This is a genomic window from Sphingobium agrisoli (genome assembly GCF_041877245.1).
Classification (GTDB): Bacteria; Pseudomonadota; Alphaproteobacteria; order Sphingomonadales; family Sphingomonadaceae; genus Sphingobium.
The window spans coordinates 678,390-690,840 of sequence record NZ_JBHDJI010000001.1; the positions used below are offsets into that span (position 1 = coordinate 678,390).

The window sequence follows — 12,451 nt, forward strand, 5'->3', positions numbered from 1 at the left end:
AGATGAGTCGCAAGTCTGAGGAGTTTGGTGTGCGACATGTGCAACGACTACCGCCTCGAAGTTGAGATCGCCTCGATCATGGAAGATTTCAATGATTTGGAGATTGCGATCGAGACGCCCGAGGGCATCCCTAACCTTGCTCCGCGGGCGGACATCAAGATCACCGACACGGCTCCGATCGTGCGCAGCGGTGCGGGCCGCCTGAGAGGCGAGCTTGTGCAGCGTCGATGGAGTTGGCCCGCGCCGAACAAAAAACCGGTCTACAATTTCCGATCCGAGGGCCGCGAGTTCACCAGTGGCCGCTGCTTGATCATCGCCGACGGCTTCTACGAATTTACGATCCCCGACGATCCGAAAAAGAAGCGCAAGGACAAATGGCTGTTCACGAAAATGGGTGAGCCCTGGTTCTGCATTGCCGGCATCTGGCGCAGCAACCCGGATGTCGGCGAAGCCTTCACCATGCTGACGATGGACCCAGGGCCCGACATCGCACCATTCCATGATCGCCAGATCGCGATCCTTGATCGTGCTGACTGGGCCGATTGGCTGGACCCGTCGGTTTCGGCCAAGGACGTTCTCAAGGCCCTCCCGGCGGGCAGCCTCGCCGTCGAGCAGGTCGGATAATCGCAGAGGAAAAGCCGGCCGCCGCCTGAGCAGAACCCTTAGCCCTCCTACATCCGTTGAGCGCAGATATCAGGAGGCGATAATGGCCAAGCTCAGCACCGAAGCCCGCGACGACCTGTCCATGGGCTCATTCGCATTTCCAAAGCAGCGCAAGGAGCCGCTCGAAAATGCGAGCCACGTCCGCAACGCGGTCGCACGCTTCAACCAGGTGAAGGATGTGAGCGACGATGAACGCGACGAAGCCTGGAAGCGGATCAAGGCGGCGGCAAAAAAACACGGCGTCGAAATTAGCGAGAAATCCTGGCGCGAGGTCGGCAAGAGCTAGCTCAGTAGCCCCATAAGGGATTCACAAGCCTTGACGAATCTCCAGACTCATCGGAACATAACGCGAACGAATGAGTCGATGTTGCCCGATGTCCGCCCAACCCTCGTCCTTCGATCGGCCGTCCGCCGATCGGCTAGCCGCGCTTCGCGCGCAGCTCGCGCAGGCCCAAAGCCAGCGCGGGCCGGTGCTGGCGTTCGGGATTGAGGCGCTCGATGATCGGCTTGGGTCCGGCGGCATAGACGGCGCCGGCCTTCACGAAATCACCGCTGCCTCGCCGACGCTCGGTGACGATGCCGCCGCGACCCTGTTCGTAGCAGGCCTTGCCGCCCGGTTCGCCACGGTGTCCGGCGCCAATGTCGCCTGGGCACTCACCCGCTTCGATCTCTATGCGCCGGGTCTCGAGCAGGCCGGCCTTCCGGCCGCGAAGCTGCTCTACCTCCAGGGCAAGAACGAGACGATGGCGCTGGCGCTCGCCGAGGACTCGCTTCGCGACGGTAGCTTCGCCGCCGTGGTTGCCGAGGTGAAGGTCGCCGACCAGACCGCAACGCGGCGGCTGCAGCTGGCGGCGGCCGATGGCCGAACGCCAATGCTGCTGCTCCGGCGCTGGGCGAGGTCCAATCGCGATCCGCTGGAGCGTCCGTCCGCGGCGATGACCCGCTGGCGGATCGCCTGCGCGCCGTCCGTGCCTTTGCCTGCGCCGGGGGTCGGCCGCGCCTGCTGGTCGGTCGAGCTGGTGCGGCAGCGGAACGGCAATCCATTCTCTCTCATGGTCGAGGCTTGCGATGATACGGGTCGCCTCGCTCTACCTGCCCCAGCTCGCCATCGAGCGGCTACGGCGGTCGGAGCGGCCAGCCAGGCCGCTTGAACCGCGCGCTCCTGCAGCGCCGCTCCCTTCGCCTCTCGACGATGACCCCGGTGCCTGCTCCGTTCCGCGCGGTGGCGGCTGGCGACCGGGCGCGCGCTGGGCCCGTGACGCCGGGCTGACCAAGGCGCAGGTCATCGGCCAGATAGCGCAGCTGCCGGCCCATCAGCGGCCGCCGATGCGTATGCTCGGGCGCCGCTCCGAACCCGTCGAACACCCCTTCAAGGCGATGCCGCCCGACGAAGGCGCGCGCTCGGCGGCGCCGATACCTGTCATGGCTTTCCGACATGACCGGCCGACGGTCCTGATCGAACGGATCGGGCAGCGCGACCTGATCCGCTCCGCCTGTCCGGTCGCGCTGTCGCTGGGCCTGACGCCGGGGATGGTGGCAGCCCATGCGCGGGCGCTGGTTTCCGATCTCGACGTACGGGACGCCGATCCGGCCGGCGACCAGGAGTGGCTTGATCGCTTGGCGCTCCATGGCGTGACCCATTGGACGCCGACCGCGAGCGTGTCGGGAGGCGATGGCCTGTGGCTCGACCTTTCCGGCACGACCCATCTGTTCGGCGGCGAGGAGCGCTTCTGCCGCCGACTGCTCCGCTTCCTCCAGCGGCTGGGCTTTACGGCCCGCGTCGCGATCGCGGGCACGCCCGGCGCAGCGCATGCGCTCGCCCGCTATAGCGGCCGGGACATCCTCATTCTCGAATCCGGAACCGAGGCGACGGCCCTTGCCGAGCTGCCGGTTGCCGCGCTTCGGCTCGAGCCCTCGGCGCTAACGGCGGCAGCACGCTTCGGTCTGGAAAGGGTGGCCGATCTTGTCCGCCTCCCGCGCGGGCCGATGGCAAAGCGGCTCGGGCTCAACGCGGTAACCCGTCTCGACCAGGCGCTTGGCCATGTTGCCGAGCCGATCACACCGGTCGTGCCGTTCGAGGCACCTGAGGTGACGCGTCGTCTCCTCGAGCCGATCGGCACGCCCGAGAGCATCACACAGGTGATCTCGGATCTCGTCGATGACCTGATCGGCGTGCTTCGGCAGCGTGGCCTTGGTGTTCGCACCGCGCTGCTCGTGGCCGACAGGGTCGACGGCGAGGCGCAGCGGATCGGGATTGGAGCGTCGCGGGCAACGCGCGACGCCAAGCACCTGAAGCGCATGTTCGGCCTGAAACTCGATCGGATCGAGCCAGGCCTTGGCATCGAGGCGATGCACCTCACCGTGCCGCACAGCGAGCCGCTCGGCGCCAGCACGGCGGGATCGCTTGTAAGGTCCGACGAAGCAGCCATGGACCTCGCGCCGGCGATCGACCAGCTTGTCGGCCGTGCGGGCGAGGACGCCGTGTTCCGGGTCGCTCCCAACGAAAGTGACGTTCCAGAGCGCGCGATCCGCCGTGTCGGCCCATTGGACGAACCGGCTTGCTGGCCGAGATGGAAGCGCCCGGTCCGCATGCTGCGCCGGCCTGAGCATCTGACCCATGTCGTGGCGCTGCTTCCCGACCATCCCCCACGGCGCTTCACCTGGCGCGGGCAGGCGTATCGGGTGACCGCCGGTGATGGTCCCGAGCGCATCCACGGCGAATGGTGGCGGACCGACAGCGAGCTATGGGCTGTGCGGGACTATTTCCGCGTCGAGGTGGAAAGCGGCGAGCGGTTCTGGCTGTTCCGGCGCGGCGATGGCGTCGAGCCCGAGACCGGCGATCTCAGCTGGTACATCCATGGGATGTTCGGCTGATGGCCTATGTCGAACTTCAGGTTATGAGCCATTTCTCGTTCCTGCGCGGCGCGAGCTCGCCCGAGGAGCTGTTCGCGGCGGCAGCGCTCCAAGGTCACGGCGCGCTGGGGCTCGCCGACCGGGGCAGCGTTGCCGGCGTGGTGCGCGGCTGGGACGGCCAGAAGACCACAGGCGTGCGCATGATCCCCGGTGCCCGCGTCCATGCGACCGACGGCCATGACCTGCTTCTCTATCCGCAGGACCGTGCCGCCTGGAGCCGACTGACCCGGCTGCTGTCGATCGGCAAGGCGCGCGGCGGCAAGGGATTCTGTATCCTCGATTGGGCCGACATCGTCCATCATGCTGAAGGGATGGTCGGCATCCTGCTCCCCGATCTTCCGAACGAAACGACCGAGCGCCAGCTCACCGACGTGGCGGCGGCTTTTGGCGCACGCGGATATTGCGCGCTGTCGTTCCGACGCCGGCCCGACGATGCGATCCGGCTCCATCAACTTGCCACACTGGCTGGCCGGCATGGCGTGCGGGCCGTCGCGACGGGTGACGTGCTCTACCACAGCCCGGAGGTGCGACCGCTTCAGGACGTGGTGACGGCGATCCGCGAGAAAACCACCGTGGATGCGCTTGGCTATCGGCGCGAGCGCTTCATGGACCGTCATCTGAAGGCACCTGCGGAGATGGAGCGGCGCTTCCGGGCATTTCCCGACGCGATCCAGGCCAGCGTCGACATCGCGCGCGCCTGCACCTTCGACCTGGGGGAGATCCAGTACCAATACCCGTACGAGCAGGTGATGGTCGGCCGCACGGCGCAGGAAGCGCTGGCGGAAATGACCGAAGCGGCGGCGGTGGCAAAATTCCCGGACGGGGTGCCGCAGCGCTATCGCGACCAGATTGGGCATGAGCTGCGGCTGATCGAGCAGCTCGGCTACGCCCCCTATTTTCTGACGGTGAATGCGATCGTCGCCGAGAGCCGCCGGCGAGGGATTCTTTGCCAGGGCCGCGGCTCCGCTGCGAATAGCTGCGTCTGTTATCTGCTCGGCATAACGTCGATCGATCCGATCCAGCATGAGCTGCTGTTCGAGCGCTTCGTCTCGGGCGAGCGCAAGGAGCCGCCCGACATCGACGTCGATTTCGAGCATGAGCGACGCGAGGAGATCATCCAGTGGATCTACGAGACCTATGGGCGTGATCGATCGGCGCTGACCGCCGTCGTCACGCGCTACCGCACGCGCGGTGCGGTGGCCGAAGTCGGCAAGGCGCTCGGCCTACCGCGCGATCTCACCAAGATGCTGACCGGCCTGGTGTGGGGCTGGTCGATGGACGGGATCAGCGACGAGCAGATCGAGAGCCTCAATCTCAATGCCCAGGATCACCGGCTCAAGCTGACGCTCCGCCTCGCGCGCCAGCTGATCGGCACGCCCCGCCACCTGTCGCAGCATCCCGGCGGGTTCGTGCTGACCCAGGACCGGCTCGACGATCTCGTGCCAATCGAGCCCGCGCGCATGGAAGATCGGCAGATCATCGAATGGGATAAAGACGATATCGACGCGCTCAAGTTCATGAAGGTCGACGTGCTGGGCTTGGGCATGCTCGGCTGCATGAACCGCGCCTTCAACCTGCTACGCCAAGAGAAGGGCTTGCATGTTGGCATGGCCGACCTGCAGGACGATGATCCCGAGGTCTACAAGATGATCCAGCGCGCCGACACGCTCGGCGTCTTCCAGATCGAGAGCCGCGCGCAGATGTCGATGCTCCCGCGCATGAAACCCAAGGAATTCTACGATCTGGTGATTGAGGTGGCGATCGTGCGCCCCGGACCGATCCAGGGCGACATGGTCCATCCCTATCTCCGCCGCCGCGAGGGCAAGGAGAAGCCCGAATATCCCAAGCCCGAACTCCGTGCGGTGCTGGAGAACACACTGGGCGTGCCGCTCTTTCAGGAACAGGCGATGAAGGTGGCGATCGTCGGAGCCGGGTTCACCCCGGTCGAGGCCGATCAGCTCCGCCGCGCGATGGCGACGTTCAAGCTGACCGGCGGCGTCAGCCATTTCTACGACAAGCTGGTCAATGGCATGATCGACCGCGGCTATCCCAAGGATTTTGCCGAACGAACCTTCAAGCAGATCGAGGGCTTCGGGAGCTACGGCTTCCCGGAAAGCCATGCCGCGAGCTTCGCCAAGATCGCTTATGCGAGCTGCTGGGTGAAGCATCATCATCCCGACGTCTTCTGCGCCGCGCTGCTCAATGCCCAGCCGATGGGCTTCTATGCCCCCGCGCAGATCGTTCAGGATGCCCGCAAGCATGGTGTCGAGGTGCGGCCGGTCTCGATCAACCACAGCCATTGGGATTGCACGCTGGAGCCGACAGAGGGGCGCTTCATGGCTGTCCGCCTCGGCTTCCGGCAGGTGCGCGGGCTCGCCAATATCCACGGGGCGCAGATCGCGGTGGCGCGGGGTGGCACGCCTTATGCCAGCGTCGAGGAAGTGTGGCGCCGCGCCGACGTGCCGCGCGTGGCGATCGAGCGACTGGCCGAAGCCGACGCATTCCACTGCATCGCAGAAGACCGTCGCCAGGGCCTGTGGAAGGTAAAGGGGCTCGGCGAGGCCCCGCTTCCCTTGTTCGCCGCCGCGGATGCGCGCGAGGCGAGCTTCTCACCGGAGGGCATGGAACCGACGGTGACGCTGGCGCCGTTGACTGCCGGGCGCGAGGTCGTCGAGGATTATCGCTCGCTGCAGCTGTCGCTCCGCGGCCATCCGATAAGCTTCCTGCGTGGCGAGCTCGACGCGATGCGGATTGTCCGCTGCGCCGATCTCGCGACCATCCGCGACGGGCGCAATGTCGAGGTCGCGGGCGTCATCCTTGTTCGCCAGCGCCCCGGCTCGGCCAAGGGCGTGCTGTTCATCACGATCGAGGATGAGACCGGGATCGCCAACGGCATCCTCTGGCCCGACAGCTTCGAGATCTACCGGCGTCAGGTCATGTCCGCATCGATGATCGCGATGCGGGGCCGGCTGCAGAAGGAAGGTGAGGTGATCCACATCATTTGCGACCGCATCACCGATCATGACGACATGCTCCGCTCGATTGGTCGGACGAACTTCGCTGTCGCACCGGGGCGCGGCGATGGCGCCCACAATGGCGGCGGACCCGACCCGCGAGATCCGAGCTTCCCGCGCGGACGCACGCTGGCGTCGCCTCCATTCGGCACGGTCCAGGAACAAGAGGAAATCCTCCGCATCCGCAGCCATGACTTCCATTGAGGCGAGCGCCCGTGTGACCGGGACCATCGAACGCGCGGTCAGTGTCCTGCGCGAGGCTACGGCCATCAAGGGCAAGGTGCAGACCCGCGGTGTCGCACTGGCGCTCTGGGTACTGCGCGGCCGCTGTCCCGACGAATGGCTGGTCGCCTTCTGGGAGGCGGCCGGGTCGGATCACGAGATCGGCCGAAGCCAGGGCCTGCACGCCGCCTATAACGGCATCGTGCGCCAGCTCCGCACCAACGGCGCTCTCGCAGAAGAGCCCGCGAGGATGAAATGACCCCACCGACTTCCTATGTCAGCACCTTAACAAGCACTTCCGCGGGAACGAGCACGCATGGCCAATGGCTGGGCGCCCGACGGCGCCGTTCAGGAACAGATCGAAGACAGCGTGAAGGACGCGCTGGCCAGCGCGCGTGCGCGCATGCCGTCCGGCGACGGCCTGGCCGAGTGCGAAGAGTGCGGCGAGCCGATCCTGGAAGCACGCCGGCGCGCGCTGCCCGGCGCGCGCACCTGCGTGGCCTGCCAGTCGGCGCGCGACAAGCGCCCGACCTATTCCGGGATCAACCGGCGCGGCAGCAAGGACAGCCAGCTGCGCTGAGCCCACGTCCATGAACCGCTTGCACCTTATCGCCGCGGCGAGCGTCCTCGCCTGCGGCTGGTCCGCTCCTGCGCTCGCCGATCCGTGCGAGGGCGCCTTGCCCGCCAAGGGCACCACCTTCGCCGGGGTCGTCCGCTATGTTGGCGATGGCGACGGCCTTTGCGTGGGTCCTGCCGGACGGCCCGATCGCTGGATCGAAGTCCGGCTCGCGGACTTCTATGCGCCTGAACTGCACGAAGCCGGCGGCCGCGAAGCCAAGCGGCGGCTGGAACGACTGGCCATGGGCAAGCCCCTGGTCTGCCGCGCGGGGCGGCGCAGCTATGACCGGGTGGTCGCCGCCTGCAAGCTGGGCGGTCGCCCGCTTGGCATGCTGTTGCGCCAAGCCGGCGGGATCGAAGGCGGACGGGCTTGGCGGCCACGATCATGATGGCTGACCTGTTCGATGCCCCGCTCGTTCCGGGCCTGGCCATGCGGCCGGAGATCATCTCCGCCGAGGAAGAGGCCTCCCTCATCGCCGAGATCGATGCCGAGGCCCTCAGCCCGTTCCGGTTTCAACAATGGACCGGAAAGCGGCTGACGCGGTCATTCGGCTGGAGCTATGATTTCGAGAGCGGCCGGTTCGCGCCAACCGATCCGCTCCCGGACTGGCTCGAGGCGGTGAAAGTGCGGGCCGCCGCTTTCGCGGGTCTCGCGCCCGATCAGCTCGTCCAGGCCTTGTTGATCCGCTACGATCCCGGCGCCGGGATCGGCTGGCACAAGGACCGGCCGGTGTTCGAACATGTCGTCGGCATCTCACTCGGTAACGCCGCGACGCTGCGCTTGCGCCAGCGGACTGCCGGCAGGTTCGCGCGCGCGAAAGCCGAGCTCGCACCACGGTCAATCTATCATCTGGCCGGCGAGGTTCGTCACCAATGGGAGCACAGCATCGCCCCGATGGAGGTGCCGCGCTGGTCGATTACGTTCCGCAGCCTCAGCGATCGCGGCGCGTCGAAATCGTTGTATCACAGCGACTTGTCGGATTGAATTTCACGGCTGGGATCCCACATCCGCATTATCGTTCAACAATGGAAAGGAGGTGGTCGAATGTCTCATTGTCCCACGCCGACTGCGGCGACTGAAGTGAGCATGGCCTCCAGCGCGGGGGTCCGGCTCTTCTGAGCTGGCCGCGAAGGCAAGACAATGGAAGGGCCGTCCCGCGAGGGGCGGCCCTTCGCTTTTGGGTTGGTGGCCATACGGCGCACCTTCTATCCAGATCAGGATGACCGACTCCGCCAACCGTTCAGCAGCCCGCTCCATCCTGGCGTCGCCACGGCCACGGACAGTGAGTGGCTGACTAACCACTAAGCCCTTGCAAGGGCTCTCTTTACATCCGCGACAAGATCATCGGGGTGCTCGATACCAATCGAGAGCCGGATGGTGCTGTCGAGCACGCCGATGCGTCTGCGAAGGTCAGCGGGAACACCGGAATGGGTCATACTCGCTGGGTGGCTGGCCAGCGACTCCGTGCCGCCGAGACTGACTGCGAGCTTCATAATCTCGAGTGCGTTCAAGAAGCGATAAGCCGCTTGCTGCCCGCCGATGATGTCGAAGGAGAACGTCGATCCTGCTCCGGAGCACTGGCGTGCGAACACTCTTGCCTCAGGCGTGTCTTCCGCCAGATGCGGCAAATAGTGCAGGCGCGCGACCTTGGGATGATCGCTCAGGAATTTCGCGACAATCGCCGCGTTGTTATTGGACTTCTCCATTCGGATCGACAGTGTTTCGAGCGACCGCCCAAGCATCCAGCAACTGTGCGGATCAAGCTGCGTACCAATGGAACTGCGGAGGGCTCGCACCAGCCGGATGTGATCAGCCGAGCCAATAGCGGCGCCGGCGATGAGGTCCGAATGCCCACCTACGTATTTGGTGAGCGAGTAAAGAACGATGTCGGCGCCGTGCTGAAGCGGCTTTTGGAAAATGGGCCCCAGCAGCGTATTGTCACACGCAATGATGGGACGATAACCCTGATCGGCCGCAATCCGTTCGGCTTGCGCGGCGATCAGCGCGATATCAACAAGGCTGTTGGTCGGGTTGGCGGGGCTCTCGATGAGCACTATGGCGACACGCCCTTTGCTCATCGCTGCATCCATGGCGGACGCGACGGCGGCTTCATCAACGCCGCTGGCGAAGCCTACAGCCTCGATCCCGAACGCAGCCAGCGTTTTTGACAGCAAGGTTTCGGTACCCCCGTAAAGCGGCTGCGAATGGACGATGACGTCGCCGGGTCGCGCGAACGCCAGGATCGTCGTCGCGATCGCCGACATGCCCGAGGAGAAGAGAGCACACGCCTGGGCTCGCTCGTAGAGCGCCAGCCGGTCCTCGACGATCTCGCTGTTGGGATGATTAAAGCGCGAATAGACAAGGCCTGCGGCCTGCCCATCAGGCGGCGCGCGGCGGCCAAAGGCGAAGTCGAAGAAGTCGCGGCCGTCCTCGGCCGTCTTAAAAACGAAGGTAGACGTCAAGAATACCGGCGGCTTGACCGCGCCCTCAGACATGGCTGGGTCGAAGCCATAGTTCAGCATCTGAGTTTCGGGACTGAGCTCATGCTCATCAAGGTGCGTTTTATAATGATTTGGCATGGGCTGCTCCTGCTGCCGGGCTTCGGCAATTTTTAGCGCAATACAGCCGCCACGTGCTTGCGAATTTCGGCAAATTTGACGATGGAGTAGCAACATCATAGCTTGATTGGCTTAAAATGGCTTCTAAAATTGCCGATGCTGTTGATCGTCGGATCTTGGCTGCACTCGTGGCTGACGCAAGGATCAGCAACAACGACCTTGCCGAACGCGTGGGAATCACCCCGTCGCCCTGCCTCAGGCGCGTGCGACGTTTGGAAGAGCTCGGCTTTATCCGGGGCTACACGGCACGCATCGATCCGGCTGTTGACGGCTGGACCATGGCGGCGATGGTCATCGTGCGGCTCAATCGCCAGCATGCCGATGAGATCGCGATGTTCGAGGATGCTGTACGGTCTTGGACCGAAGTATCCGAATGCCATCTCGTGGCTGGCTCGCCTGACTATATTCTGAAGGTGATGAGCGCGAGTCTCGACACCTACCAGCGCTTCCTCAACGAAAAGATGGCGGGGCTCAAATGCGTCGCCACAATCGAGACGTGCTTCATTATGAAGACCATCAAGGATCAGCGCACCTGATTGCGCGGACGCTCACGCGAGGGGCGACTCGCCTTCGCTAAGCGGCCAGGTCACCGTTCTCATCGAAGTGTCCGTCGAGGCAGAAGGTCAACCGCTGAACGGAGTTGGGCGTCCCTGAACATGCTCACCATCCTAAAGATATCCAGCCCTCGCCGATCTTACGAACGCTGTAGAAGGCTGTTGTAAGCCGCCGAATTTGGCATTCTTTACCTGTCTCCGACGCCGCTTGTGCGGCTCTCGATCCACGGAGACAGGCTCAAGTGACCCAGCCATCGGCCATCGTTCACGCACGCGGCACCGCGATGCTGCAGAGCGCGCTCGGCCCGGCGATCGCGGCCTGGCTCGATGACGCAAATGTCGCCGAGATCATGCTCAATGCCGATGGGCGGCTGTGGGTTGATCACCTCGACAGCGGCATCACGGCGACCGATGAGAGACTGAGCCCGCTCCAGGCTGAGCGCATCATCCGGCTTGTCGCCCACCATGTCGGTGCTGAGGTCCACAGGGGCGCTCCGCGTGTCTCGGCCGAGTTGCCGGAAGGCGGCGAGCGGTTCGAGGGGCTGCTGCCACCGGTCGTGACCGAGCCGGTGTTCTCGATCCGCCGGCCGGCAAGCCTGCCGTTGGCGCTCGCCGACTATGTCGCGGCCGGCACGATGACGGCGACCGCGGCGGCGTACCTCGCGCAGGCGGTCCAGACGCGCGCTAACATTCTGGTGGCCGGCGGCACCTCGACCGGCAAGACGACGCTCACCAACGCGCTGCTCGGCGTCGCATCGGGCGGGAGCGATCGGATCATCCTGATCGAAGACACGCGCGAATTGCGCTGCGACGCGGCCAATGTCGTGGCGCTCCGCACCGCGCCCGGCGTCACCATGACCGACCTGGTGCGCTCCAGTCTTCGCCTCCGCCCTGATCGAATCCCAATCGGCGAGGTGCGCGGGCCCGAGGCGCTCGATCTTCTGAAAGCCTGGGGCACCGGCCATCCCGGCGGGATCGGCACCATCCACGCCGGTACCGCGACGGCCGCGCTCCACCGCCTCGAACAGCTAATCCTCGAAGCCATTGCCCATGTCCCGCGCGCGCTGATCGCGGAGACGATCGACGTGATCGCGGTGCTCACCGGCCGCGGCGCCGAACGCCGGCTGTCCGAGCTCGTCCGCGTCGAGGGCCTCGCGCCTGAAGGCACCTACCGCCTCCTTCCCCTCCTCACAAAAGCCGGAGATCCATCATGATCGTCACTCGTCCTTCGTTGTCCGCTCGGATCGGCAATGCGCGGGCGCGCCTCCTCGATTTGGCCCGCAAGGCGCTCGTCAGCCTAACTCTGGCGCTCGCGCTTACCACCGCTCCTCCCGCCTGGGCGGGCGGATCGGGCATGCCGTGGGAAACCCCGCTCCAGTCGATCGTCGACTCGGTGCAGGGTCCGGTCGCCAAGGTGATCGGCGTGATCATCATCGTGATCACTGGCCTGACCCTGGCGTTCGGCGACACGTCGGGCGGCTTCCGCAAGCTGATCCAGATCGTGTTCGGCCTGTCGGTCGCCTTCGCCGCCTCATCCTTCTTCCTGAGCTTCTTCAGCTTCGGCGGCGGGGCGCTCGTCTGATGCAGGAGGATCTGCCCGGCTTCGCGGCGCCCGTACATCGGGCGCTGGCCGAGCCGATCCTGCTCGCTGGCGCGCCGCGCGCCCTCGCGATCGTCAACGGCACGCTCGCCGCCGCGATCGGCATTGGCCTGCGGCTCTGGATCGCTGGCATCGTGATGGCGGTGGTCGGTCACGGCCTCGCGGTTTTCAGCGCCCGCCGCGACCCGCAGATCCTCCCCGTCGCGCGCCGCCACATCGCGCTTCCCACCCTTTTCGAAAGCTAAGCT

At 65.4% G+C, this 12,451-nt stretch carries 14 protein-coding genes; 13 read left to right on the plus strand and 1 reads right to left on the minus strand.

Annotated elements, in window-relative coordinates; all coding sequences use genetic code 11:
- The first annotated feature begins 36 nt into the window (after positions 1-36).
- The 9 genes from ACETPF_RS03205 to ACETPF_RS03245 all read left to right on the plus strand — a co-directional run bounded on the left by ACETPF_RS03205 (position 37) and on the right by ACETPF_RS03245 (position 8,415).
- Positions 37-624 carry an SOS response-associated peptidase family protein gene (locus ACETPF_RS03205; protein WP_373932815.1) on the plus strand — a complete coding sequence of 196 codons (588 nt, stop codon included), beginning with the start codon at positions 37-39 and terminating at the stop codon, positions 622-624.
- Positions 625-706: 82 nt separating this feature from the next.
- Positions 707-949, plus strand: a complete 243-nt coding sequence (locus ACETPF_RS03210) for a DUF6582 domain-containing protein (protein ID WP_373932816.1) — start codon at positions 707-709, stop codon at positions 947-949.
- An 88-nt stretch (positions 950-1,037) separates the two neighbouring features.
- Positions 1,038-1,814, plus strand: coding sequence for an ImuA family protein (locus ACETPF_RS03215; RefSeq protein WP_373932817.1), 777 nt, complete (start codon positions 1,038-1,040; stop codon positions 1,812-1,814).
- A complete protein-coding gene (locus ACETPF_RS03220; RefSeq protein WP_373932818.1) occupies positions 1,732-3,537 on the plus strand; it encodes a DUF6504 family protein in 1,806 nt (601 codons plus the stop codon). Before ACETPF_RS03215 ends, ACETPF_RS03220 begins: the two co-directional genes overlap by 83 nt.
- A complete protein-coding gene (locus ACETPF_RS03225) occupies positions 3,534-6,794 on the plus strand; it encodes an error-prone DNA polymerase (protein ID WP_373933060.1) in 3,261 nt (1,086 codons plus the stop codon). Before ACETPF_RS03220 ends, ACETPF_RS03225 begins: the two co-directional genes overlap by 4 nt.
- A complete protein-coding gene (locus ACETPF_RS03230; RefSeq protein ID WP_373932819.1) occupies positions 6,781-7,071 on the plus strand; it encodes a hypothetical protein in 291 nt (96 codons plus the stop codon). The genes ACETPF_RS03225 and ACETPF_RS03230 overlap by 14 nt, the downstream gene beginning before the upstream one ends.
- 57 nt (positions 7,072-7,128) lie before the next feature.
- Positions 7,129-7,392 carry a DksA/TraR family C4-type zinc finger protein gene (locus ACETPF_RS03235; RefSeq protein ID WP_373932820.1) on the plus strand — a complete coding sequence of 88 codons (264 nt, stop codon included), beginning with the start codon at positions 7,129-7,131 and terminating at the stop codon, positions 7,390-7,392.
- Positions 7,393-7,402: 10 nt separating this feature from the next.
- Positions 7,403-7,819 (plus strand): thermonuclease family protein, encoded by a 417-nt coding sequence (locus ACETPF_RS03240; protein WP_373932821.1) that lies wholly within the window; start codon positions 7,403-7,405, stop codon positions 7,817-7,819.
- Positions 7,816-8,415, plus strand: a complete 600-nt coding sequence (locus tag ACETPF_RS03245; RefSeq protein WP_373933061.1) for an alpha-ketoglutarate-dependent dioxygenase AlkB — start codon at positions 7,816-7,818, stop codon at positions 8,413-8,415. Before ACETPF_RS03240 ends, ACETPF_RS03245 begins: the two co-directional genes overlap by 4 nt.
- Positions 8,416-8,732: 317 nt before the next feature.
- On the opposite strand, the gene ACETPF_RS03250 is transcribed toward ACETPF_RS03245, so the two are convergent.
- Positions 8,733-10,010, minus strand: a complete 1,278-nt coding sequence (locus tag ACETPF_RS03250; protein WP_373932822.1) for a cystathionine gamma-synthase family protein — start codon at positions 10,008-10,010, stop codon at positions 8,733-8,735.
- 116 nt (positions 10,011-10,126) lie between these two features.
- Between ACETPF_RS03250 and ACETPF_RS03255 the strand changes: the two genes are divergently transcribed.
- From ACETPF_RS03255 to ACETPF_RS03270, 4 genes are all read left to right on the plus strand, one after another.
- On the plus strand, positions 10,127-10,585 hold the full coding sequence (locus ACETPF_RS03255) for an Lrp/AsnC family transcriptional regulator (RefSeq protein WP_373932823.1): 459 nt from the start codon (positions 10,127-10,129) through the stop codon (positions 10,583-10,585).
- Between the two features lie 302 nt (positions 10,586-10,887).
- Positions 10,888-11,817 (plus strand): P-type conjugative transfer ATPase TrbB, encoded by a 930-nt coding sequence (gene trbB / locus ACETPF_RS03260; protein ID WP_373933062.1) that lies wholly within the window; start codon positions 10,888-10,890, stop codon positions 11,815-11,817.
- Positions 11,814-12,185, plus strand: a complete 372-nt coding sequence (locus ACETPF_RS03265; protein WP_373932824.1) for a TrbC/VirB2 family type IV secretion system protein — start codon at positions 11,814-11,816, stop codon at positions 12,183-12,185. The genes trbB and ACETPF_RS03265 overlap by 4 nt, the downstream gene beginning before the upstream one ends.
- Complete coding sequence (locus ACETPF_RS03270) at positions 12,185-12,448, plus strand: VirB3 family type IV secretion system protein (RefSeq protein ID WP_373932825.1); 264 nt, start codon at positions 12,185-12,187, stop codon at positions 12,446-12,448. Before ACETPF_RS03265 ends, ACETPF_RS03270 begins: the two co-directional genes overlap by 1 nt.
- Positions 12,449-12,451 lie beyond the last annotated feature (3 nt).

Coding starts and splice junctions, on each gene's coding strand:
- ACETPF_RS03270 (WP_373932825.1), top strand. CDS start 12,185: ATGCAGGAGGATCTGCCCGGCTTCGCGGCGCCCGTACATCGGGCGCTG.
- ACETPF_RS03215 (WP_373932817.1), top strand. CDS start 1,038: ATGTCCGCCCAACCCTCGTCCTTCGATCGGCCGTCCGCCGATCGGCTA.
- ACETPF_RS03235 (WP_373932820.1), top strand. CDS start 7,129: ATGGCCAATGGCTGGGCGCCCGACGGCGCCGTTCAGGAACAGATCGAA.
- ACETPF_RS03245 (WP_373933061.1), top strand. CDS start 7,816: ATGATGGCTGACCTGTTCGATGCCCCGCTCGTTCCGGGCCTGGCCATG.
- trbB (WP_373933062.1), top strand. CDS start 10,888: ATGCTGCAGAGCGCGCTCGGCCCGGCGATCGCGGCCTGGCTCGATGAC.
- ACETPF_RS03205 (WP_373932815.1), top strand. CDS start 37: ATGTGCAACGACTACCGCCTCGAAGTTGAGATCGCCTCGATCATGGAA.
- ACETPF_RS03240 (WP_373932821.1), top strand. CDS start 7,403: ATGAACCGCTTGCACCTTATCGCCGCGGCGAGCGTCCTCGCCTGCGGC.
- ACETPF_RS03220 (WP_373932818.1), top strand. CDS start 1,732: ATGATACGGGTCGCCTCGCTCTACCTGCCCCAGCTCGCCATCGAGCGG.
- ACETPF_RS03230 (WP_373932819.1), top strand. CDS start 6,781: ATGACTTCCATTGAGGCGAGCGCCCGTGTGACCGGGACCATCGAACGC.
- ACETPF_RS03210 (WP_373932816.1), top strand. CDS start 707: ATGGCCAAGCTCAGCACCGAAGCCCGCGACGACCTGTCCATGGGCTCA.
- ACETPF_RS03250 (WP_373932822.1), bottom strand. CDS start 10,010: ATGCCAAATCATTATAAAACGCACCTTGATGAGCATGAGCTCAGTCCC.
- ACETPF_RS03255 (WP_373932823.1), top strand. CDS start 10,127: ATGGCTTCTAAAATTGCCGATGCTGTTGATCGTCGGATCTTGGCTGCA.
- ACETPF_RS03265 (WP_373932824.1), top strand. CDS start 11,814: ATGATCGTCACTCGTCCTTCGTTGTCCGCTCGGATCGGCAATGCGCGG.